At 68.7% G+C, this 21,911-nt stretch carries 17 protein-coding genes; 9 read left to right on the forward strand and 8 right to left on the reverse strand.

Going from position 1 to position 21,911, the window contains the following annotated elements:
- Nucleotides 1-184: 184 nt before the first annotated feature.
- From FHR84_RS12305 to FHR84_RS12315, 3 genes are all read left to right on the forward strand, one after another.
- Nucleotides 185-490, forward strand: a complete 306-nt coding sequence (locus FHR84_RS12305; protein ID WP_179535622.1) for a YrhK family protein — start codon at nucleotides 185-187, stop codon at nucleotides 488-490.
- Nucleotides 490-1,719, forward strand: a complete 1,230-nt coding sequence (locus tag FHR84_RS12310; RefSeq protein ID WP_179535623.1) for an RsbRD N-terminal domain-containing protein — start codon at nucleotides 490-492, stop codon at nucleotides 1,717-1,719. Before FHR84_RS12305 ends, FHR84_RS12310 begins: the two co-directional genes overlap by 1 nt.
- Before the next feature lie 217 nt (nucleotides 1,720-1,936).
- Entirely contained in the window at nucleotides 1,937-3,553 is a 1,617-nt protein-coding gene (locus tag FHR84_RS12315; protein WP_179535624.1) for a long-chain fatty acid--CoA ligase, read from the forward strand.
- A gap of 52 nt (nucleotides 3,554-3,605) precedes the next feature.
- Here FHR84_RS12315 and FHR84_RS12320 read toward each other — a convergent pair whose 3' ends face one another.
- A complete protein-coding gene (locus tag FHR84_RS12320; RefSeq protein ID WP_179535625.1) occupies nucleotides 3,606-5,105 on the reverse strand; it encodes an ATP-binding protein in 1,500 nt (499 codons plus the stop codon).
- Nucleotides 5,106-5,395: 290 nt separating this feature from the next.
- Here FHR84_RS12320 and FHR84_RS12325 point away from each other — a divergent pair, with 290 nt between their 5' ends.
- Nucleotides 5,396-5,899, forward strand: coding sequence for an NUDIX domain-containing protein (locus tag FHR84_RS12325; protein WP_179535626.1), 504 nt, complete (start codon nucleotides 5,396-5,398; stop codon nucleotides 5,897-5,899).
- Between the two features lies 1 nt (nucleotide 5,900).
- On the opposite strand, the gene FHR84_RS12330 is transcribed toward FHR84_RS12325, so the two are convergent.
- Nucleotides 5,901-6,356: a DUF4442 domain-containing protein gene (locus tag FHR84_RS12330; RefSeq protein ID WP_179535627.1), complete on the reverse strand. Its 456-nt coding sequence runs from the start codon at nucleotides 6,354-6,356 to the stop codon at nucleotides 5,901-5,903.
- A 265-nt stretch (nucleotides 6,357-6,621) separates the two neighbouring features.
- Between FHR84_RS12330 and FHR84_RS12335 the strand changes: the two genes are divergently transcribed.
- On the forward strand, nucleotides 6,622-8,118 hold the full coding sequence (locus FHR84_RS12335) for a potassium/proton antiporter (RefSeq protein WP_179535628.1): 1,497 nt from the start codon (nucleotides 6,622-6,624) through the stop codon (nucleotides 8,116-8,118).
- Nucleotides 8,119-9,218: 1,100 nt separating this feature from the next.
- The gene (locus tag FHR84_RS12340; RefSeq protein ID WP_179535629.1) at nucleotides 9,219-10,724 is read left to right on the forward strand and encodes a S8 family serine peptidase; all 1,506 of its coding nucleotides are present in this window, start codon (nucleotides 9,219-9,221) and stop codon (nucleotides 10,722-10,724) included.
- A gap of 108 nt (nucleotides 10,725-10,832) precedes the next feature.
- Here the strand turns inward: FHR84_RS12340 and FHR84_RS12345 are convergent, their stop codons facing one another.
- The 3 genes from FHR84_RS12345 to FHR84_RS12355 all read right to left on the reverse strand — a co-directional run bounded on the left by FHR84_RS12345 (nucleotide 10,833) and on the right by FHR84_RS12355 (nucleotide 16,146).
- Complete coding sequence (locus FHR84_RS12345) at nucleotides 10,833-13,706, reverse strand: ATP-binding protein (protein WP_179535630.1); 2,874 nt, start codon at nucleotides 13,704-13,706, stop codon at nucleotides 10,833-10,835.
- Nucleotides 13,707-14,009: 303 nt separating this feature from the next.
- Entirely contained in the window at nucleotides 14,010-15,434 is a 1,425-nt protein-coding gene (locus FHR84_RS23260) for a rhodanese-like domain-containing protein (RefSeq protein WP_179535631.1), read from the reverse strand.
- A 124-nt stretch (nucleotides 15,435-15,558) separates the two neighbouring features.
- Nucleotides 15,559-16,146 carry a TetR/AcrR family transcriptional regulator gene (locus tag FHR84_RS12355; RefSeq protein ID WP_179535632.1) on the reverse strand — a complete coding sequence of 196 codons (588 nt, stop codon included), beginning with the start codon at nucleotides 16,144-16,146 and terminating at the stop codon, nucleotides 15,559-15,561.
- A 95-nt stretch (nucleotides 16,147-16,241) separates the two neighbouring features.
- Here FHR84_RS12355 and FHR84_RS12360 point away from each other — a divergent pair, with 95 nt between their 5' ends.
- Both FHR84_RS12360 and FHR84_RS12365 read left to right on the forward strand, forming a co-directional pair.
- A complete protein-coding gene (locus tag FHR84_RS12360) occupies nucleotides 16,242-16,916 on the forward strand; it encodes a haloacid dehalogenase type II (RefSeq protein WP_179535633.1) in 675 nt (224 codons plus the stop codon).
- A gap of 101 nt (nucleotides 16,917-17,017) precedes the next feature.
- Nucleotides 17,018-17,854: an arginase family protein gene (locus FHR84_RS12365; protein ID WP_179535634.1), complete on the forward strand. Its 837-nt coding sequence runs from the start codon at nucleotides 17,018-17,020 to the stop codon at nucleotides 17,852-17,854.
- A gap of 76 nt (nucleotides 17,855-17,930) precedes the next feature.
- On the opposite strand, the gene FHR84_RS12370 is transcribed toward FHR84_RS12365, so the two are convergent.
- Nucleotides 17,931-18,983 carry a zinc-binding dehydrogenase gene (locus FHR84_RS12370; protein WP_179535635.1) on the reverse strand — a complete coding sequence of 351 codons (1,053 nt, stop codon included), beginning with the start codon at nucleotides 18,981-18,983 and terminating at the stop codon, nucleotides 17,931-17,933.
- Nucleotides 18,984-19,042: 59 nt separating this feature from the next.
- Nucleotides 19,043-20,050 carry a zinc-binding dehydrogenase gene (locus FHR84_RS12375; RefSeq protein ID WP_179535636.1) on the reverse strand — a complete coding sequence of 336 codons (1,008 nt, stop codon included), beginning with the start codon at nucleotides 20,048-20,050 and terminating at the stop codon, nucleotides 19,043-19,045.
- Between the two features lie 207 nt (nucleotides 20,051-20,257).
- Here FHR84_RS12375 and FHR84_RS12380 point away from each other — a divergent pair, with 207 nt between their 5' ends.
- Complete coding sequence (locus tag FHR84_RS12380; RefSeq protein ID WP_179535637.1) at nucleotides 20,258-21,289, forward strand: aldo/keto reductase; 1,032 nt, start codon at nucleotides 20,258-20,260, stop codon at nucleotides 21,287-21,289.
- A 103-nt stretch (nucleotides 21,290-21,392) separates the two neighbouring features.
- On the opposite strand, the gene FHR84_RS12385 is transcribed toward FHR84_RS12380, so the two are convergent.
- Entirely contained in the window at nucleotides 21,393-21,908 is a 516-nt protein-coding gene (locus FHR84_RS12385; RefSeq protein WP_179535638.1) for a transcriptional regulator, SarA/Rot family, read from the reverse strand.
- Nucleotides 21,909-21,911: the final 3 nt, after the last annotated feature.

A 21,911-nucleotide genomic window follows, 5' to 3' on the forward strand; every position in this document is an offset into this window, starting at 1 on the left:
GCGAAACCGTCATTCTGGAGTCGTTCCAGAAAGGACGGTTCGCGCGAAGCGTCCCCTGCGTGGGCCGGGGAGGCGGGGTCGGTCAGCCCTTCTCGTGCCCGAGCGGTTCGTGAGGCCTCCTTCGGACGCTTCTCCGGCGCGGCTGCTCGACAGAGCTCACCCGGCCGGGTGCGACGATGGAAAGATGAGCGAGTCCTCCGATCCCTCCGCCTCCACGCCGCTGGTGCTGCGGATCGGACACGAGGAGCTGTCGATCCGCAAGCGCTACGAGGCGCTGAGCATCATCAACGACATTCTCATCGCGCTGTGGTTCGTGGTGGGCAGTGTCCTGTTCTTCTGGGAATCCACAACCTTCCTCGGAACCTGGTTCTTCCTCGTGGGCAGCATCGAACTCGCGGTCCGGCCGGCCATCAGGCTGAAGCGGCAGCTGCACCTGCGCAGACTGCACAGCTCCGCCCGGACGAGCGCGGAGTCGGGGCAGGACTTCTAGTGTCCGACCGTACGAGTGCCGGTGGAGCCCGCTCCGGGGCGGACGGAGGTGCGCCCGAAGCGGCGGCTCGGTTGGCGCGTTCCATGCTCGCCGAGATCGACTCCGTCACGGACCGGCTGGTCGACGACATCATCGAGGAGAACCCCGAGTACTACGACTCGCAGCGCGTGGCGGAGTCCGATCTGCGTGACTCCTGCCGCGCGAACCTCCAGCGGGTGCTGCAACTGCTCGGCCTGCGCGTCCCGCCCGGAGAGGATCCCTACGACGCCGCCCGCAGCACGGGAAGGCTGCGTGCCGAGCAACGGGTCGCGCTCGATCTGGTGCTGCGTTCGTTCCGGCTCGGCGGTCGCGTGGTGTGGTCCAGCGCCCTCGAAGCCGCGCGAAAGGAACGCGAGTTCGATCAGGACACGTTGCTGGAGGTCGGAACCTCGATCTGGAACGTCGTGGACGCGGTCTCCCTCGCGGTTTCGGATTCCTACCGTGCCGCCGAGCTGGAGATGCTCCGGGTCGACGAGCAGCGCCGCCAGGTGCTCGTCGACGGGTTGCTGCGCGGAACCGGTGGCGACTCCGACTTCATCGAGTCCGCGCTGCGTGCCCTCGGACTGCCCACTTCGGGGCCGTACCTGGTGGTCGCGGCCGAGGTCCCCTCGAACGTCGCCGACGTGCCCGCTCCGGAGAGCACCTTGGAGCAGCACGGAATAGGTTCGGTGTGGCAGGCCCAGGCCGACACGCTCGTGGGGCTGGTTGCCGTGGGTGATCGTCCGGTGGAGGAGATCCCCGGGTTGTTGCGGAGTGTCGTGCACGCGGGCGTGGGGGTCTCGCCGACGGTCGAGCGGGGCGATGCCGTTCCCCACGCCAGGGAGCTCGCCGTGCTCGCCCTGCGCTCGTTGCCGGGGGGCACGACCGAAACGGCGTGGTTGGACGGACGGTTGCCCCAGGCCCTGGTGGCGCGCTCCCCGGAGCTGGCCGACCGGTTGGTGGAACGGACTCTGGCGCCGGTCCTGAGCCTGCCGGAGGCCGAACGGGCGGTGCTGCTCGAAACCCTCGAGACCTGGCTGTCCGCCGACTGCTCGGCCAAAAGGACCGCCGCCCGGCTCTACTGCCACCGCAACACGGTGTTGAACAGGTTGAGCCGCGTCGAGGCGTTGTTGTGCCGTCCGGTTACCGGAGTGCGGGAGACGGTCTGGCTCAGTCTGGCGCTGCATGCCCTGGAGCTGCGGAAACGTTAGTGGTGTTCGCGGGCGGAGCGCCCAACGCGGTTTTCGGCGATGTCCCGGTTGTGTTGGATGCACAACGCCTCCGCCCCATCAGTGGGCCGGCGACATAGTGCCAATACCCCTGAACGGCTGATACACAGTAGTGTGTTCGGCGTCACAGAGTCGAGGTTCGATCTGTGCCGGCCGGGTTCGAGGTGTTCGTACGGCGGGGAGAGCGAGAGAGCACGATATGCAGGCATTGATGCAGGACAGCCCGCTGACCATTCCGCAGCTTTTCCACAGGGCGGAGCGTCAGTTCCACGACAAGAGGATCGTCACGACCACTCTGCGGGGCGAGGTGAGCAACACCTACGGGGAGTGGAGCACCCGGGTGCGGCGGCTCGCCACGGCCCTGGACGGTCTCGGTGTCCCGCAGGATGCCAAGGTCGCCACCTTCGCGTGGAACACGCAGAGCCACCTGGAGCTGTACTTCGCGGTGCCGTGCACCGGGCGAGTGCTGCACACCCTCAACATCAGGCTGTTCGCCGAGCAGGTGGCCTACATCGTCGAGCACGCGGGCGACGACGTGATCTTCGTGGACCGCTCGTTGCTGCCGATGCTGTGGCCGATGGCCGACAGGTTGGCGACGGTGCGCCACTTCGTGGTGATCGACGACGGCGCCGAAGCCGAGATACCGGACGATCCGCGGATCCGGCACTACGAGGAGCTGCTGGCCTCCGCGGAGCCGTTCCGCGGCCGGTTCGAGGTCGCCGACGAGAACGCCGCGGCGGCCATGTGCTACACCTCGGGAACCACGGGGCACCCCAAGGGAGTGGTCTACTCGCACCGCTCCACCGTGCTGCACTCGCTGGTGAGCCTGACGGTGGACGCCGTCGGCCTGAGCGAGCGGGACACGATACTCCCGGTCGTCCCGATGTTCCACGTCAACGCCTGGGGGCTGCCCTACGCCGCCGTGTTCGCAGGCTCCTCGATCGTCTTCCCCGGCCCGGCCATGAAACCGGAAGCCCTGGTCGAGATGCTGGAACGGCACAGGGTGACCACCACCGCCGGTGTGCCCACCATCTGGATGGGGATGCTGCCGCTGCTCGGCGAGCACGACCTGTCCAGCCTGCGCGTGGTGGTCGGCGGCGGGGCCGCGATCCCGACCGCCCTCTCCGAGGGGTGGCGTGCGGCGATCGGAATCCCGATCACCCAGGCGTGGGGCATGACCGAGACGAGCCCGTTGGCCTCGGTGGCCAGCCCGCGCAGTCACCACGAGGGGCTGGACAGCGAGTCGTTGATCCAGGTGCGTGCCACGCAGGGACAGGCGGTCCCGCTGGTCGATCTCCGCATCGTGGACATGGACACCGGTGCGGAACAGCCCTGGGACGGAGCCACTCCCGGCGAGTTGCAGGCGGCAGGCCCGTGGATCGCCTCGGCCTACTACGGGGACGAGGGCTCGGACGCGTTCAGCGCGGACGGTTGGCTGCGCACCGGCGACGTGGCCACGATGGACGAGCACGGATTCGTGCGGCTGGTGGACCGGACGAAGGACCTGGTGAAGTCCGGAGGGGAGTGGATCTCCTCCGTCGAGCTGGAGAACGTCATCATGGCTCACGAGTGGGTGGCGGAGGCGGCGGTGATCGCCAAGCCCGACCCCAAGTGGACGGAACGCCCCGTGGCCTGCGTGGTCGTGGAGCAGGGCGGGCAGCTGACCGCCGACGAGGTTTACGATCACCTCAGGGAGCGGGTCGCGAAGTGGTGGCTGCCGGACGAGGTGTGGTTCGTCGACGAGCTCCCCAAGACCAGTACGGGCAAGTTCTCCAAGAAGGACCTGAGGGAACGGCTGCTCGGTCAGTCCCAGTAGGACTTCGCCAGTAGGACTTCGCCGTCTCGCTGTGAGCGGCGGTGCGGGCTCGTCACCGGCTCGTCGGCACCACGAGCCGGAAAACGCACCCGTCCCCCGGCGCGGTGTCCAGTTCGATCCTGCCGCTGTGAGCCCCGGCTATGGCGGCTGCGATCGCCAGGCCCAGCCCGCTGCCGCCCTGTTCGCGGGAGCGGGCCGGGTCGGCCCGGTAGAAACGCTCGAACACCTGGCCCGCCTGCTCGGCGGACAACCCGGGACCGTTGTCCGCCACTTCCACCACGGCGATGCGCGTCCCCGGGCCGAGTTCCGGTGCGGAGCCCCATCTTCCGGGGCGGTCCACGCCTCCGCTCTCCGCGCGCGCCGTGGTGCACCCCACCCTGACGTGCACGTCGCTCTCGGAAGGTGTGTGCGCCAGCGCGTTGGAAACCAGGTTGCCCACCACCTGGCTCAACCGGTGGGAGTCCCCGACGACCGGCGCGGACTCCAGCTCCTCCGCGTCGGCGTGCAGCGAGTCCAGCAGTACTCGGCGCGCGGATTCCCGCGGGGCGCGGTCGCTGACGACGTCGGCGGCCACCGAGAGCAGCTCCACCGACTCGCGGTCGTAGGTCGGTTCCCTGTCCAGCTTCGCCAGCAGCAGCATGTCCTCGACGAGCCGACTCATCCGTTCCGCGTTCCGCTCGATCATCCTGTGGGCTTCCTGGCGCTGCCGGGCCGGCAGGGACTCGTGCTTGAGGACGAGCTCCGCGAAGCCGCGCATGGAGGTGAGCGGGGTGCGCAGTTCGTGCCCGGCGTCCGCGACGAATCGGCGCAGCCGGTTCTCCGATGCCTCCCGTTCCCGCAGCGCGGTGCGCAACCGTTCGATCATGGTGTTGAGCACCCGGCCGAGCCTGCCGATCTCGGTGTGCGGGTCCGTTTCCCGCAGCCGCAGTTCCAGGTCGCCGTCGGCTATCGCCGCGGCGGTGTTCTCCATGCGCGTCAACGGCAGCAGCCCGAGCCGCACGACCCAGCGTCCGACCGTGAACAAGCCGATCACGGTCGCCAGCAGCAGGGCCGCGTTCAGCCAGATGAGCTTGGACATCGCGCCTTCCAGCGTGTCCAGCGGGAGGGCGACGACCGCGGTGGTGTTCCCCGGTGCGTCGCGGTGCAGCACGCGCCAGCTTCCCGAACCGGAGGTGGCCGGAACGGTAGCGGGGTCTCCGAAGGAGGACGGGAGCCCGGCGGTGGAGTCCGGCAACCGCGGACCGTCCCCGGAACCGGTTCCGAGTGAGTTCCGCAGCTCGCCGTTCCGGTAGAAGTAGAGCTGGAAATCGGAGGGGAGGTGTTCCGGGGCCCGCTCGGCCGGAGGTCCTCCGTGCGCCATCTCCGGAGGTGGGGGAACGAAGTCCTCCAGCTGCTGGTCCACCCGGCTCAACAACCACGAACGCAGGACGAGTACCCCGATTACCTGCGACAGCAGCACGGCGATCGTGGCGAGCACGGTGGACCCGATGAGTAACCTGCGGCGTAGTGAACGCGCGCGGAGCAGGTCCGTCACGACGCGGTGCTTGTTCACGAGACACCTTTTTCCGAACGGTCCTCGGAGGAGGGATCGCGTTTCCCGTGGTGCTCGTGGAGCGGCACCTCGCCCGTTCTCCGGTTCGTCTCGGTCATCGAAAGTGGCTTTCGCGGGGAGGGCGGCGTGGTCGTCGGTTCCGTGTACCCGGTGGTGCTCCGTCGGGTGTGGAAGTGGCTCACAGTTTATCGGCGACGCTTCCCGCGCTTCCCGTTCCGGGGCATTCTCGGAAAAATATTCATGATTGTGCCGCTGAGCGTTTCACCTCCGCAGGCGACAGAATCGCTCGAGTGGCTGGTGGATCGAGTGCCGGGATTCTCGTGTTCCGCGAGCGGGGACACGAGGTCGAGGTGTTGCTGGGACACATGGGCGGTCCGTTCTGGCGTGGACGGGACAGCGGTGCCTGGTCGATTCCCAAGGGAGAGTACGGGGCTGACGAGGCCCCGCGGGACGCCGCGCTCCGCGAGTTTCGCGAGGAACTCGGGATCGAGCCGCCCGCGGGGGAGCTCGTCCCGTTGGGCGAGGTGCGTCAGTCGGGAGGCAAGCGGGTGCACGCCTGGGCCGTGCCCGGGGATCTCGATCCGGAGGGGATCACGCCGGGGACCTTCACCGTGGAGTGGCCGAGAGGCTCCGGGGTTCTCCGCGAGTTCCCGGAGATCGATCGGGTCTCCTGGTTCGGTGTGCCCGCGGCGGAGGCCAGGATCGTCACCGCCCAGCGGGCTCTGCTGCACCGCTTGGTCGAACTGGTGGAAGGCCGCTCGGGCGGGGGACGGCCGTTTCCCCGCCCGGGCTGAGTCAGGACCGTGCGGGGCGCAGGGTCCAGCGGACGGTCATCCTCCCCGTGGTGTTTCCCGCGGAGTCGCGGATCGTGCAGTGCACCGGGAACTCCGGCCGTCCGCCTTCGTCCAGCTCCGCGGTCACCTCCTCGACGTCTCCGCCGAGGACCGCTTCCGTGGTCAGATCGCCGAGAGCGAGCTTTTCGTAGTGGATCTCCGAGCTGGTGACCAGGGGAACGGCCCGTTCGAGCAGTGGGGTGAACGCGGCGAGGGTCACCGCGCCGGAGGCCGTTTCGGCCAGTCCGAACATCACCGCGGCGTGCGGGCCGCCCACGTGGTTCCGTTGTTCGGGAGTGTCGCGCAGCGCGCAGACCACTCGCTCGGCTTCGAGTTCGAGGAATTCGATGCCCGCTGTGCCGACCCACGGCACGGTTTTGGCCATCGTCTCCGCCACCCAGTCGTAATCAGCGGTCATGAGAACGGATGTTACTGGCCAGTAGAACGGTGCGGTAGAGCCAGTGGGCCGAGTCACTCCGCGCTCTCACGAGCCCGCCGGACCCCTCTCGCCGTGGAGCGCGCCTCCGGGAGATGCCTTTTCGCCCAGATGGCCCGGGGACGTCGACCGGCCGAGCCCGCACGAAGCTGCCGATCTTGGTGTACTTGGGCACCACCGACCGCGGTGGTGACCCGCAGCACCCGTGCGCGGCAGCAGCGGCGTCACACGGGAGACCGGGGGTGCGATGAACCTGAACGAGCTCTACCTGGCGTTGTTCGCGGGCGGTGTCGTTCTCCTGGCGAGCATAGTCGCCACCCGGATCGCGTCCCGGGTCGGTCTGCCGAGCCTGCTGCTCTTCCTCGCGGTCGGGGTGATCCTCGGGGAGGACGTGCTGGGGGTGGACCTCGATGATCCACAGCTGGCGCAGAACCTGGGCACCGCGGCGTTGGCGATCATCCTCGTCGAGGGCGGGCTGACCACCAAGTGGTCCGACGTCTCCAAACTGCTCGCGCCCGCCGGGGTGCTCGCCACGCTGGGAGTCGGGGTCAGTGTCGGGGTGACCGCGCTGGGAGCGCACTTCTTCCTGGGGCTCGACTGGCAACTGGCCCTGCTGCTCGGAGCGGTGCTGTCCTCCACCGACGCCGCCGCCGTGTTCTCGGTGTTGCGCGTGCTGCCGATACCGAGGCGCATGGCTGGGCTGCTGGAAGCCGAGTCGGGGTTCAACGACGCGCCGACCGTGATACTGGTGCTGCTGTTCAGCTCGACACCCCTGCGGATGCAGCCGTGGCACGTGCTCGGTTCGCTGGTGTACCAGCTCGCCGCAGGCGCGGCCATCGGGCTCCTGCTGGGCGTGATCGGCTCCCTCGTGCTGCCCCGGATAGCGCTGCCTGCTTCGGGGCTCTACCCGCTCGCGATATTCGGACTGGGGGTGCTGGCCTTCGCCGCGGCCGGTGTGGCCCGGTCCAGTGGGTTCATCGCCGCCTACCTCGCCGGGATGGTGCTGGCGAACACGGGGCTGCCGCACCGCTCCGCGACGCGTTCCTTCGCCGAAGGGCTGGGGTGGTTGGCCCAGATCGGCCTGTTCGTGCTGCTCGGGCTGCTGGTCACTCCGAGCGAGTTGCATCGTGAGGTGTTGCCCGCCCTGGTGATCGGGGTGGTGCTGTTGCTGTTGGCACGTCCGCTGGCCGTCGCGGTCTCCCTGGCCGGTTTCCGGTTTCCGTGGCGGGATCAGGTCTTTCTCTCCTGGGCGGGGCTCCGCGGGGCGGTTCCCATCGTGCTGGCGACGTTTCCCGTGGTGGCCGGGGTGCGGGGCAGCGACCGGCTCGTGGACATCGTGTTCGTCCTCATCCTGATCCTCACCCTGGCGCAGGGGCCGAGCCTGCGGTTTCTGGCCCGTTCGCTCGGTCTGATCCGTCCGGAGGCGGCCAGGGAGGTTCAGGTGGAGTCCGCGCCGCTCGACGTGCTCGACGCCGAACTCCTGACGGTCACGATTCCGCGTGGTTCGCGGTTGCACTACGTCACCGTGCTCGAGCTGCAGTTGCCGGAACCCAGCGTGCTGGCTCTCGTGATCCGCGAGTACGGGGTCTTCGTTCCCCATCCGGAGAGCCGGGTGGAGGAGGGGGACCAGCTGTTGATCGTGACCACGACCGCCAAGCGCGAGGTCACCGAGCGAAGGCTGCGGGCGGTGGGGCGCAGGGGCAAGCTGGCCTACTGGTTCGGCGAGTACGGCGACCTCATTTGATCACGGTCGGTGTCCGGGCCATTCGGTGGGTGTGCCGCTTTCACTCTTCCGGAAATCCTTTTTGGCACCTTCGGATGACATTGATGGAGTACAAGTTGATCGTGGTGCTAGGTTGAAGACGTTCGTTTCCCGGGTTCGGAAACTGGTTCGGAAATATGTCTGGGGTTTGATACGGAACGGAGGTTTCCATGGAAAGTTGGTTTCCGAAGAATTCGATGAGTTGTAGCTGGGCAGGTGATTTCGCCTTACTTGACTCGTGTGGTGGATTCGGGGTGTCGCTGCGGCGCCCGCGTCTCTTATGAGAGTTGTTTGTGTTCTTGTTCCGGTGTGAGATTGTCGCGCGAGGACAGCCCGGAAGTTGAGAGCGGATCGAGCACCTGAGGCGAATCGTTCGAATTTCTCTCGCGTTTTTCTGTTTGCGTATCATCTTCGCGTTCGAAGCTTCCTTCGCCTCCGGTTCGTCTGACGGACCGACTGCTGTGTAACTCGGGGCTCGCGCGGAGCCGTGCGGCGGGGAGCTCGCTCCCCGCCGCCGGTGCCCCGCTCTCCTTGCGGAATCCTTCCCGTCGTATTGGCGATCAGCCGCTTCCCGGTGTCGGGCAGCCGCAGCGGGAGCCCACGGGAGGTTCCGCCGGCCGAGCACCCACGACGACCTGAACGGAGAAGCTCGATCAGTGGGGTGCTTCGTTCTTCTTCGTGCCGTATTTCCCAGTTGACGGTGTTCTCGGGGAAAGCTGCCAACACTTCGGACCTTGTTCGAGGTGCTCGGGCAGTCACAGTGGATAGGAAGTCGTTTTCGCAGTTCATCGCCCGTGCTGTTTGGCGGTTTGTCCGTTCGTGCGGGGCTTCGCCCGCCTTCCTGGAACTTCGCGTGGAACTTCCGTCCGGGAATTCCGTGAACGGACCGGACCGTTCCGTACGGGGGGCACGTACGGTGTCACGGATTGTTCTTCGTTCGTGGTGACCGGATCGTTTGGGCACTGTTCATCCGCGTTTTCCGAGGTCATGCGAGTTCTTTTCGCTCGTGCGGCCGAGGGGAGGGATGCGGGTGAAGGACCGTTCCCGCCGCCTTTCCGGCGGCGTAATCACCAGGAGGAACGATGCGGTACCCGAACAGGGGGCACAGCAGACTCGCGAGTCTGTGTCTCGGTGCCACCGTGGCGACCTCTTTCGGGGTCGCGGCGGCACTGCCGGCGCAGGCCGCGGAGGAGCAGATCAGAAACGCCGGTGTCGACGCGGCCATCGAGGACAGCTACATCGTCGTGCTCGAGGACGCGGCAGCGGCGGGCCCGGGTGGTGTGAGCACCGCGGCCACCGATCTGACCCAGCGTTACGGCGGTCAGGTCGACCGCACCTACGACGCCGCCCTACGGGGTTTCGCGACGTCCATGGACGAATCGGCCGCCAAGCGCCTCGCCGCGGACTCCGGCGTCAAGTACGTCGAGCAGAACCAACGGGTGCACGCTCTCGGCACCCAGCAGGACCCTCCCTCGTACGGTCTGGACCGGATCGACCAGCGGGACCTCCCGTTGGACGGTTCCTACACCTATCCGAACGAGGGCAGCGGCGTGACCGCGTACGTGATCGACACCGGTACCCGGATCAGCCACAACACCTTCGAGGGGAGGGCGAGCAACGGTTACGACTTCGTCGACAACGACTCCGTCGCCAATGACTGCAACGGGCACGGGACCCATGTGGCCGGCACCATCGGTGGCGCTGAGTACGGGGTTGCCAAGAATGTCGACATCGTCGGTGTGCGCGTGCTGGATTGCCAGGGCAGCGGCTCGTACGCCGGTGTGATCGACGGAATCGACTGGGTGACGCAGAACGCGGACGGTCCCTCGGTCGCGAACATGAGTCTCGGCGGTCCAACCAGCGGATCGGTTGACGACGCGGTGCGGAACTCGATCTCCGCCGGGGTGACCTACGGTGTCGCGGCCGGGAACTCGGGAGACGACGCGTGCGGTTACTCGCCGGCGAGGGTCGACTCGGCGGTGACGGTCGGTGCCACCAACCGCCAGGACGGTGAGGCCAGCTACTCCAACTACGGTGATTGCCTGGACATCTACGCACCCGGAAGCAACATCACCTCCGCGTGGATCGGCAGCGACAGCGATACCAACACGATCAGTGGCACCTCGATGGCGACTCCGCACGTGGTCGGAGCCGCTGCGCTGGTACTCGGTGACACCCCGGCGGCCTCGCCCGCCCAGGTGAGCGACACGTTGGTGAACAACGCCAGCTCGGGCAAGATCTCGAACCCCGGTCCGGGATCGCCGAACAAGCTGCTCCACGTCGGAGGGGACAGCGGGGACAACCCGGAGAACCCGGGAAACAGCTCGCCCAACGCCTCGTTCACCGTGAACTGCTCGAACGGCTGTGAGTTCGACGCCGGCGGTTCGACCGATGCGGACGGTTCCATAGCGGGCTACGCCTGGGACTTCGGCGATGGTTCCAACGGAAGTGGAAGCACGGTCAGCCACACCTACTCCGGTGGTCAGTTCACGGCCACCCTCACGGTCACCGACGATGAGGGCGCTACGGACACCGCCTCCCACCAGGTTCAGTGCTACGACTTCGGCACGGTGTACTGCTTCGCCTGACACCGCCGGTGATCGGCACGGATGAGCGGGTGAGCGGGGTTCTCGAAGCTGGGAACTCCGCTCACCCGTCGTGGTGCCGGAGTTCGTTCGGCTCGGTTCGTGTGCTGGTCACTCCGGTGGAAGGTCCGCACGGTTCGTCAGCCCCAGTTTGCGTATCGCTTTCGCCACGTGCTGCTCCACGGTCCGCGGGGACAGGAACAGCGCCGAAGCTATTTCCCGGTTCGTACGTCCCCGGGCCACCAGCTTCGCCACTTCCCGCTCCCGCGGGGAGAGTTCCTTTCCGTAGCCTTTCCTGCCGCGTCTGGAGGAGAGAGGTCTCCCCGTGCAGCGCAACGAATGTCGGCAACGGGCGGCGTCCCCGGTGGCCCCGAGCCGCTCGAAGGAGTCGACCAGCTCCTCCGGCCCGATCCCGTCGGGGGGCTCCCCGGCACCGTGGAAGACGAGCTTCTCGGCCATCAGGGCAGCGCTGTACGGCTGCGGCAGGGCAGCGTATCCGGAGTGGGCGACTTTCCACCACTCGACCGCGGAGCCGATGTCGCCCTCGCCTTCGCACACCGCCGCGTGGGCCGCCGCCACCGCGGGGGCGACGACGGGTGCGGAACGGCCGGTCGTGGCGGAGCGGAACCTGTCGATGGTTTGTCGAGCTTCAGCCGTCCGCCCGATGCGCGTGTACACCTCGGCCGCTACCGGGACGAGTCCGCTCGCCCAGAGCCACACTCCTTTGTGCCGCACGATCGTCAGCGCTTGGTCGACGGCTCGGGCGGCTCCCAGGAGATCGTGCTGTGCCAACCGCATTCCGGCGCGCGCGGAGCCGGCCGTGATCACCACGGGGGCGAGGGAGTTCTCCGGGGTGTCCAGTCCGGTGGCATGTAGCGACCGTTCGGCCTCCGCCCAGTCCGCCTGTGCGATCGCGATCAGCGCCAGGAGCAACGATAGCTCCACGACCAGCGGCCGCGAGTTCCGGCAGTCGCGCAGCAGTTCCACGGCGTTGTTCGTCGAGTCCCGCCACATCCCGGTCGACCAGCACAGGCGGAACTCGATGGTGCGCAGGGTGTTGTCCAGGTGGGGGAGTGCTTCCTTCCGGGGGGCGAGCCCGCGTGCTCTTCCCAGGTGTTTCTCGACCAGCGTGTATTCCCCGAGCCAGAGGTAGGCATCGGCGATATTGGCGTGCGCCCGGGCGGTGCGGTGCTGTTCGGTCGCTCCCGGTGGTAGCCGATCGAGGAGGCGTAGCCATTCCTCCACCGGTTTTCCGCCGTGCAGCCGTGTCGGAACGGTCTCGGCCAGCGCATCGCGGACCCCGCTGTCCTCACCGACTTCCCCGAGCACGTCCTCCGCGCTGCTCAGCCAGTCGAGGCATTCCTCCACACGGGTGGTTCCGAAGTGGACCGCGGCGAGAGCCGCCATGCCGGCGGCCGCCTGCGCGGGAGCCTCGCGGAGCTCTTCGATCGCGAGTTCGAGCTGGACGCGAGCCGGTTGGACCGAGCCGGTGTCCAGCAGCATTTTGCCGTGAGCGAGCCGTACCCGTCCTCTTGCCGTTCCGGACAGCCGCGGTTCGTCGAGCAGGCCTTCCAGCACCGCCGCGGTCTCGTCCCGCCGGTCCGGGACGTCGAGCGCGGCGAGAGCGTACTTGACCGCCAACCGGTTCAGACGTTCCGCGGAGAGGTGGGAAGTGGTCAGCAAGCTGCCGAGCAGTTCCACGGCGGTGCTCGTATCGCCCGCGGCGGTGGCGCGGTCGGCGGCGGCCGTGCCGTAGTGCAGCCAGGCCTCGACGTGTCCGCAGGCGCGAGCGTGGAGGGCCAGCCTGAGCAGTGGTGGTGGGTCGTTTCCGGCGAGCCGGCGCAGGGCCGCGCCGTGCAGCTCCGTCCGTTCCGGGACGGTGAGGCTCGCGTAGACGGCTCTGCGGGCCGGGGAGTGCCGGAAGGTGTAAGTCCCCTCGGGAGTTGCGTACAGCACGTTGGCGCGCAGTGCCGCCGTCAGGTGGTGTTCGGGGGTGGCGACGCCGGCCATCCTGCCGAGCAGTTCCGCTCCGGCGGGACGGTCGAGCACCGAGGCGGCTCTGACCAGGTGTGCCGCCTCGTGCGGCAGCGAGTCCAATCGTTCGAGCAGCGAATCGCGCAGCAGGACGGGAACGTCGTCCCGGTCGGAGGGGAAGCCGTCGAGGAGGGAACTGGCGGCCCGTTCGGCACCGTTCCGCCGGTTCCGCAGCGTTTCCTCGACGACGAAGGGGATGCCGGCGGTTCGTTCGTGCAGTTTCCGGGCGGATTCCGGTTCGGGGGCTTCCGCTCCGAGGAGTTCGGCGGCCAGCGCTCCGACCTGTTCCGGTTCGAGTGGCCGGACCGTCAGCACCGCGCTGCGGGTGTTCGGCGGGTGCCGGTACGCGGTTCCCAGCGGGGGGTGTCCGTGCAGGTCCTCGCGCCGGTAGGTCAACACGACGGCGAGGTTCGGTGGTGGGGAGCTCACGAGGAAGCGCAGCAGTTCCCCGGTGTGTTCGTCGGACCAGTGCAGGTCCTCGATCACGAGCACGGCGGATCCGATGCTTCGCAGCAGGGAGTCGAACCCGCGAAACACCAGGTGCCGCTCCGCAGCCGGGTCCGCGAGCCGTTCGGGCGCCGGTGGCAGCGTGTCGCTCAGTTCGGGAAGCAGTGACCGCAGTGTTCCGGTCACCGGGTCGAGCCGGGCCGGGACGGTGATGCCCACGAGTGCGCGTAACGCGTCGAGCACCGGCCCGTAGGGGAAGGGCTCCCGTGGGGGGCGGCACGAGCCGACCAGCTTGACGTGCCCGTCCAGGACGGGGGATTCGAGAGCTTCGCCGACCAGCCGCGTCTTGCCCACCCCGGCTTCACCTTCCAGCAGCAGCACCGCTGGTGGTGCGCTCATCGCTTCGGTGAGGACGTGGAGTTCCGCGGTGCGGCCGACGAGTGCGGGCGGAGCCTCGTGGATCGCGTCGGCGGGGTACGGGGGACGGGGTTCGTCGCTCGGCATGCGGACCCCTTCCGCGTTCGTGTGGCGCCGGGGCTCGGGTCATCCGAAGTGCGAGAATCGTACGACTCGAACGAGCGGGCGGCGTCGGCTTCCGGAGTGGTCCCTGTTCCCGTTCTTCCCGGGTTTCGTCCCCACCGGCCGATGTCTTCCGACCGTGTCGACGACTGGCGTGGTGCTTTCGGAGCAGGCAGCGCCGGAGATTCCTCCGAGCAGTCGGCGCCACCGCGGGAGGTTCCGCTCAGCGACCACCCGCGACGGGGGCGGAGAACCTCGATGAGGTACGTGGAAGGCGACGGGTTCGTTTCAGGAGGGGAGCACTTCCAGCCCGGCGTTCTCGGCCGCGGAGAAGGAGTCGTCTATCAGCACCGTTCGCCTGCCCGCCGATTCCAGCAGGGAGCTGGCCGCCGCGGCCCGGTAGCCGCTGCCGCAGTGCACCCAGATCGTCCCGGAGGGGAGTTCGCCCGCCCGGTTGGACAGTTCGTAGAGCGGGATGTGCACGGCCCCGGCTATGTGGGACTCGTGGAACTCGTTGTTGGTTCGCACGTCGAGGACCACGTCCGCGTCGGGGAACCCGCTGCCGTCCCCGGAACGGGTGTCCGCGAGGTCGTGGAAGGAGGCCGTGGTGGTGGCGCGTAGCTGTTCGGGGGTGGCGGCGAGCTGCTCGGGGTACCCGTCCGCGGCTGCTGCGAACTTGTCGATGCCTATGCGGGCGAGTTCGCGCTGCGCCTCGGCCACGTCCTCGGGAGTCTCGCCCAGCAGGGTGAGCGGAGCACCCCAGTCGATCATCCAGCCCAGCCAGGTGACCAGCGGTCCGTCCAGGCCCAGGCTGATCGTTCCGAGCAGGTGGGAGCGGGCGTAGGCCTTGCGGGATCGCAGGTCGACCACCCATTCCCCGCGTTCCAGTCTCCGGGCGAGTTCCTCCGGGGAGGCCGGTGCGGGGCGGCGCAGATCGAGCGGTTCGGGGCCCGCGGCGTTGTGCACCCCCATGTGCGCGTAGTAGGCGGGGTAGGTGTCCAGCCCGGTGAGGAGCTGGTCGACGAACTCCCGTTCGGAGAGTGTCAGCGCCGGGTTGAAGCGTTTCTCCGCTCCGATGGTGCCGGAGTCGCCGGCGGACTGGCTCGCGGAGCAGAAGCTGCCGAAGCCGTGCGTGGGCCAGAGGTGTGCGCCCTCGGGGAGGAGTTCGGCGAGTTTGCGGGCGGAGGCGTGCTGGTGCCGGGCCAGCGGTTCGCTGTGCTGCTCGCCGAGCAGGTCGGTTCGGCCGGTGGTGCCGAAGAGCAGTGATCCTCCGGTGAACACGCCGACGGTGCCGAGGTCCCCCTCCAGCAGGTACGACAGGTGGTGGTAGGTGTGCCCCGGGGTGGCCACGGCCCTTATGCGCAGGTGCCGGGAGACTTCGAGCAGCTGCCCGTCCTCGATGGGTAGGTGTTCGAAGGGGAGCTCGTCGGCGGCGGCCATCCCGTAGTCGGCCCCGGTGAGCCTGGCCAGTTCCAGCCCGCCGGAGACGTAGTCGTTGTGCACGTGCGTCTCCAGTACGAGCCCGACTCGCACTTCGAGGCGTCCCGCCACGGCCAGTACCCGGTCCACGTCCCGCTGGGGATCGACGACCACGGCGGTCCTGCCGTCGGTGGCGAGATAGCTGCGGTCTCCCAGCGAGGAGGTGGCGATCACCTCGACATCCAGCCCGCCGGCCGTTCCTTCCCGCTGCGCCCCTGTGCCGTTCCCGGTCATCGGCGAACATCCCTTCGACCCGTGGTCGTTCGGTCCGCCCCTCCAGGGGAGCGCATCTCGGACGGCTATGCACGCGCGGGCGGTGGGTTCGTCCGCGCGGACGCCTCGCGACCACGAGCTCCCGTCAGCCGGTTTCCCGCGCGGGCGTCACCAGTCGCAGGGCCGCCTCGTGCGCCCGGTGCAGCGGCAGCACGTCGTGGCGCAGCGTGCAGCGCACGACGGCGCCTTCCAGCAGCAGGAACCATTCCTCGGCCACTTCCGCGGCGTCGGCGCATCCCGCGGTCTCGGCGATGTCCCGCAGCTCCCGCCGGATCCCCTCCTTGTGCTCCTCGATGATCTCCCGTCCCGGGTGCAGCGGCTCGGTCAGCTCCACGGCGGCGTTGACGAAGCCGCATCCGCGGAACCGGTCGGACACGGTCCACTGCTCGTAGGCGTCGAAGATCCCCGAGAGCCGTTGCGCGGGAGTTTCGCGGTCCTCCAAGAACCGGGACAGCGTGGTGCGCCAGGCGTGGTCGCGTGCCCGCAGGTGCTCGGTCACCAGCCCGTCCTTGGAACCGAAGTGGGAGTACAGGGTCACTTTGGTGACCCCGGCCCGCTCGGCGACGGCGTTGACCCCGGTGGCGCGGATTCCGTTCTCGTAGAACAGTCGCGAGGCCGCCTCCAGGATCCGTTCGCCTGCGGGTGGTCGCTTGTTCGTCGTGCTCTCGTTCATCGGTGGGTCTTTCCCGTCATTGTGACTATACAAACCGGTATGTATGGTCATGGTACCCCTTCAGGGACGAACCGACAGGACAGGGAGAACCCCGGATGAGCACCAGGCCGCACGCCGTCGCCTTCGACGTCATCGAAACCCTGCTGACCATAGAACCGCTGCGTGAGCGCCTCGTCGGGATCGGGCAGCCGGAACAGCTGCTGCAACCGTGGTTCATGCGCTTCCAGCGCGACTCGATGGCGCTGAGCCTGAGCGGCGACTTCGGCGCCTTCCACGACGTGGCACGCCAGGCGCTGCGCACCGACACCGAGCACACCGCGAGCGAGGCCGACATCGACCACGTGCTCGAGGGATTCGCCGGACTGCCCGCGCACCCCGATGCCGAACCGGCGCTGCGCAGGCTCTCCGAGGCGGGGGTCCGCGTCGGTTGCCTCACCGTCGGGAACCCCGACGCGACCGCCCGCTTTCTCGAGGACGCGGGGCTGGCGCGCCACGTCGACCGGGTGGTCACTGCCGAGCAGGCCGGGGTCTGGAAACCCTCGCCGAGCATCTACCGGGTCGCCGCCCACCGGCTCGGAGTGGCCCCTCGCGACATGGCGCTGGTGGCCGTGCACGCCTGGGACTGCCACGGGGCCAAACGGGCCGGATGCGGCGCGGGCTGGTGCAGTAGGTTGGAGGGCGAGTACGGCGACGTGTTCACCCCGGCCGACGCCACCGCCGATGATCTCGTAACTCTCGCCGACCGCCTCCTCGAACTGCCCGAGCGCTGACTCGGAGACGGCCGTCGCGGTGGCGGCTCGGCGGGAGTCGGGGAATTCCCGCGCGTCGGATCCGGTGACCCGAGACTTGCGGTGTCTGCTGAGGAGGCCCGATGACGCGTGGCGACGTGTCCGCACTGACCGTGTTCCGTGGGCGCGCGGGAGACCACAACGAGCGCGGGATGCGCGGAGCACGGTTGCTGGGGGAGGAGCTCGCCCGGCGCACCGGCAGCGGTTCGGTGTCGATCGGGCAGTCGCGGCCTGCTCTGAACGCCTCGTGGGAGACGGAGCTCGCCGCCGCGCTGCCGGAGCTGCGCCGGCTGGCCCGGCGCTACGAGGAGGTCCTGCGGGCGGGATCGGTTCCGGTGACGGCCATGAACAGGTGTGCCGTGGGGCTGGCCACGCTGCCGGTGGTCGCACGCCACCGCCCCGACGCCTGCGTGGTCTGGCTGGACGCGCACCCCGACCTCAACACTCCGGGGACTTCGGGCAGTGGTTACCTCGGTGGGATGGTGCTGGCCGGTGCCACCGGGATGTGGGACTCCGGGCTGGGCGCGGACCTGTCCGCGGACAACATCGTGCTCGGTGGGGCCAGGGACATCGATCCGGCGGAGCAGCGGATGCTCGACGAGGGGCTGGTGCGGTCGGTTCCCGTCGGCGCTGATCTGCCGGAGAGGCTGCGTTCGGCCGTGGCCGGGCGCCCGGTCCACTTCCACCTGGACTGCGATGTCCTGGAACCGGGGATCCTGTCCACCGACTACCCGGTTCCGGGCGGTATGACCCTCGAGCAGCTGCGTGCGGTGTCCGAGGTGCTCGCCGAGCACGAGCTCGTCGGCATCGAGCTGGGGGAGTTCGAGGGCGGACGGTCAGCGGAGGAGAACGCGGCGGCGGGAGCTCCCGAGCTGGTCGGTGCGGTGGAGCCGCTGCTGCGAGTGCTCGACGGCAGGTGAACCCCCGAGACCCTCCCGGTCGCCCCGAGCGACCGGGAGGGCCGGTATCGCGACGCGGCCTCCGGGCCGCGTGGCCTCACGGGCGGACCAGCACCTTGAGCGCCTCGCGTTCGTGCATCGCGCGGTAGCCCTCGGAGATGTCGTCCAGTTCGAGGGTTCGGTCGAACACCAGGCCGGGCTGGATCCTGCCCTCCAGCACGTCGGGCAACAGCTTCGGGATGTAGTTGCGCGCCGGGGCGACACCGCCGCTGATGGTCACGTTCCTGAGGAACGTCTCGGCCGGTTGCGGGATGTTCTCGTAGGTCGGCGCCCCGACCCGTCCGATCGATCCGCCTGCCCGGACCGCACCGACGGCCGTGGACAGCGAGTCGGCGGTGCCCACGCACTCCAGCACGCTCGAAGCGCCGTGCCCGCCGGTCAGCTCGCGGATCCGTTCGACCCCCTCGGCTCCCCTCTCGGGGACCACATCGGTGGCGCCGAAGTGCTCGGCCAGTTCGGTGCGTCGTTGGTGCCTGCCCATGATGATCACCCGGTCCGCTCCGAGACGAGTGGAGGCGAGCACGCCGGAGAGCCCGACCGCGCCGTCGCCGACCACGACCACTGTGGAGCCGAGTCCGACCGAGGCGGAGACGGCCGCGTGGTGCCCGGTGCTGAAAACGTCCGACAACGTCAGCAGCGAGGCGCTCAGCGCCTCGTCGGAGCCGCCGGGCAGCTTCACGAGTGTGCCCTCGGCCTGCGGTACCCGCACGGCCTCGCCCTGGCCGCCGTCCACATCCGCGGAGCCCCAGCCGCCACCGTTGACGCACGAGGTGTGCAACCCCTCGCGGCAGAACTCGCAGTCGTCGTCCGAGAAGGTGAACGGGGCGACCACCACGTCACCCTGACGCAGCGAGTTCACCTCGGACCCGGTTTCCTCGACCACGCCGAGGAACTCGTGCCCGATGCGCTGGGGTTCGGCAGGAACGTCCCCGTCGGGGGTGAGTCCGATCCCGCGGTAGGGCCACAGGTCGCTGCCGCAGATGCAGGCGTGCGTCACCCGCACGATCGCGTCGGTGCTCACGCGCAGCGCGGGGTCGGGCACCTGTTCGACGCGAACGTCCTCCGGCCCGTGCAGCAGGGTCGCCTTCAAGTTCTCCTCCGTCCGTCGTGGCTGGTTCGGGTGCTCGTGGTCCGGCCTCGGAGCGCGGCTCAGCGGAGGTCGACCAGCATCTTGCCCGTGTTCTCGCCGCGCATCATTCCGAGGAAGGCTTCGGGGGCCTTCTCGATACCGTTCAGCACGGTCTCCTCGTAGTGGACTCGCCCGTCGCGCACCCAGGGTCCGACGTGTTCGAGGAACCGCGGGTACTGGTCGAAGTGGTCCAGCACGATGAAGCCGCGCGCGGTCAGTCGCTTGGACACCATCTGGAACATGCCGCGCGGTCCCGGCTGCGCCTCGGCTTCGTTGTACTGCGAGATCGCGCCGCACATGGCGATGCGGCCGAAGTCGTTCATGGTGTGGATCGCGGCTTCCAGGTGGTCTCCGCCGACGTTGTCGAAGTACACGTCGATTCCCTCGCCCGCGAGCTCGGCGAGCTGTTCCCCGACGGGGCCCTTCTTGTAGTTGAACGCCGCGTCGAAACCGAGGTCCTCGGTGATGTGGCGGACCTTCTCGTCGGATCCCGCGCTGCCGATCACCTTGCGGGCTCCGTGCAGTTTGGCCAGTTGTCCGGCGAGGGAGCCGACGGCGCCCGCGGCTCCGGAGACGAACACCACGTCGTTCTCGGTCAGCCCGGCCACCTCGAACAGTCCCGCGTAGGCGGTGAGCCCGGGGGCGCCGAGCACGCCGAGGAACGCGTTGGGACCGGCGAGTTCGGGGTCGGCCCGTCGCGCGGCCGTTCCGTCGAGCAGCGCGTACTCGCGCCACCCCAGGGTGTGTACGACGAGGTCGCCCGCCGCGAATCCTTCCGCGTTGGAGACGGCGACCTCGCCGATGGCCGCTCCGGTGAGCGGTTCGCCGATTTGGAAGGGGGCCACGTAGGTGTGGCGGTCGTTCATCTGGCCGCGCATGGCCGGGTCGACGCTCATCACCAGGTTGCGCACCAGCAGTTGGCCCGGCCCCGGCTCCCCGGGGGTGACGGTGGCGATCTCGAAGTTGTCCTCGGTGGGCCAACCGTTCGGGCGTGCGGCGAGTCGTACTTCTCGTGCTGTGGAGGGCACTGGCAACTGCTTCTCCCGGGGTCGTGTCTTGTTCGGGCGTGGTCCGTGCCGTGGAGCACGGACCAATTTCTATTGTACGCAACTAAAAAGGGTGCGTTTATGTTGTGTGAAATTAAATACCGTTCCCCGGTGGGCTGCGCCGCGGGCCTCGGGGCGGCAGGGTGAACGGGGCGAGGAACACGAAGACCCGAGAGGACCAGCGACAGCATGGATTACGTTTCGCTCGGCAGGACCGGAGTCAAGGTCAGCCCGCTGTGTCTGGGGGCCATGAACTTCGGAGCCTGGGGCAATCCCGACCACGACGATTCGATCCGCATCATCCACCGCGCCCTGGACGCGGGGATCAACCTCATCGACACCGCCGATGTGTACTCCCACGGGGAGTCCGAGGAAATCGTCGGCAAGGCCTTGGCGGACGGTCGTCGGGAGGACGTGGTGCTGGCGACCAAGGCGCACGCCCCCATGGGCGAGGGCGCCAACCGGAGGGGCAACTCACGCCGCTGGATCGTCCGCGAGGTGGAGAACAGCCTGCGCAGGCTCGGTACCGACCACATCGATCTGTACCAGATCCACCGCCCCGACCCGGACACCCACGTCGACGAAACCCTGGGGGCGCTCACCGACCTGGTCCGGGACGGCAAGATCCGCTACGCGGGCTGCTCGACCTTCCCGGCGCACCTGATCGTGGAGTCCCACTGGGTCGCCGAACAGCGGATGCGCGAGCGGTTCGTGACCGAGCAGCCGCCGTACTCGATCCTGACCAGGGGAATCGAGGCAGATGTGCTGCCGGCCGCCGCGAAGTACGGGATGGGGGTCCTCCCGTGGAGCCCGCTGTCCGGAGGGTGGTTGTCCGGCAAGTACCGCCGGGGGCGGGAGACCCCGGACACGCACCGGGTCAAATTCTCTCCCGTGGACCGGTTCGACCCGGCCGAACCGGGCAACGCGCGCAAGCTGGACGCCGTGGAGGAGCTCGTCCAGCTCGCGGGCGAGGCCGGGATAACGCTGGTGGATCTGGCGCTGGCGTTCGTGCTCAGCCACCCCGCGGTCACCTCGCCGATCATCGGTCCGCGCACCATGGAACAGCTCGAGTCCCAGCTCGGCGCGGCCGACATCGAACTCGACGCGGCCACGCTGGACCGCATCGACGAGATCGTTCCACCGGGGACCACGGTGAATCCGGCCGATGCGGGCTGGACTCCTCCGGAGCTGGCCCGCAAGGAGCTGCGCCGCAAGCGCTGACGGGGCTCCGCCGCGCGGTCCGCGTGGTGGTGCGGGTGGCGGAACCTCCCACCGCGCGGTCCCGCCCGGGGGCGGGCCTTCGGTCGGCGCGGGAAGTGGTCGTTCAGTCCTGCCGCTCGATGCTCTCGGCTGCCGTGTCCAGGGCCGAGGTGACCCTGGACAACTCGTTGTAGAGCTCGGTGAGCCGGCTCTCGTCGAGTCCGGTGGCGGACAGGATGCGGCGCGGGATGTCCCGGGCCTCTTCGCGCAGCTGTCTGCCCTGGTCGGTCGCGTTCACCAGCACCGAGCGCTCGTCCACCGCGCTGCGTTCGCGTCGTACGAAGCCCGCCTTCTCCAGGCGTTTGAGCAATGGGGACAGTGTTCCGGAATCCAACCGCAGCAGGTTCCCGAGCTCCTTGACGGTGAGCTCGCCGTGTTCCCAGACGGTCAGCATGACCAGGTACTGCGGGTAGGTCAGGCCCAGCTGGGAGAGGACCGGGCGGTAGAGCGTGTCGAACGCCCGCGAGGTGGCGTGCAGCACGAAGCAGAGCTGCCGTTCCAGACGCAGCAGTTCCTCGGACTCCGCTTCCGGCGTCGCGTCGCCTGCGGCTTCCGCTGCTGAATCATTCGAGTCCCGCACATA

Origin of the sequence: Actinopolyspora biskrensis, from assembly GCF_013408175.1 — a bacterium.
In the GTDB taxonomy this organism is placed as follows: Bacteria; Actinomycetota; Actinomycetes; order Mycobacteriales; family Pseudonocardiaceae; genus Actinopolyspora; species Actinopolyspora biskrensis.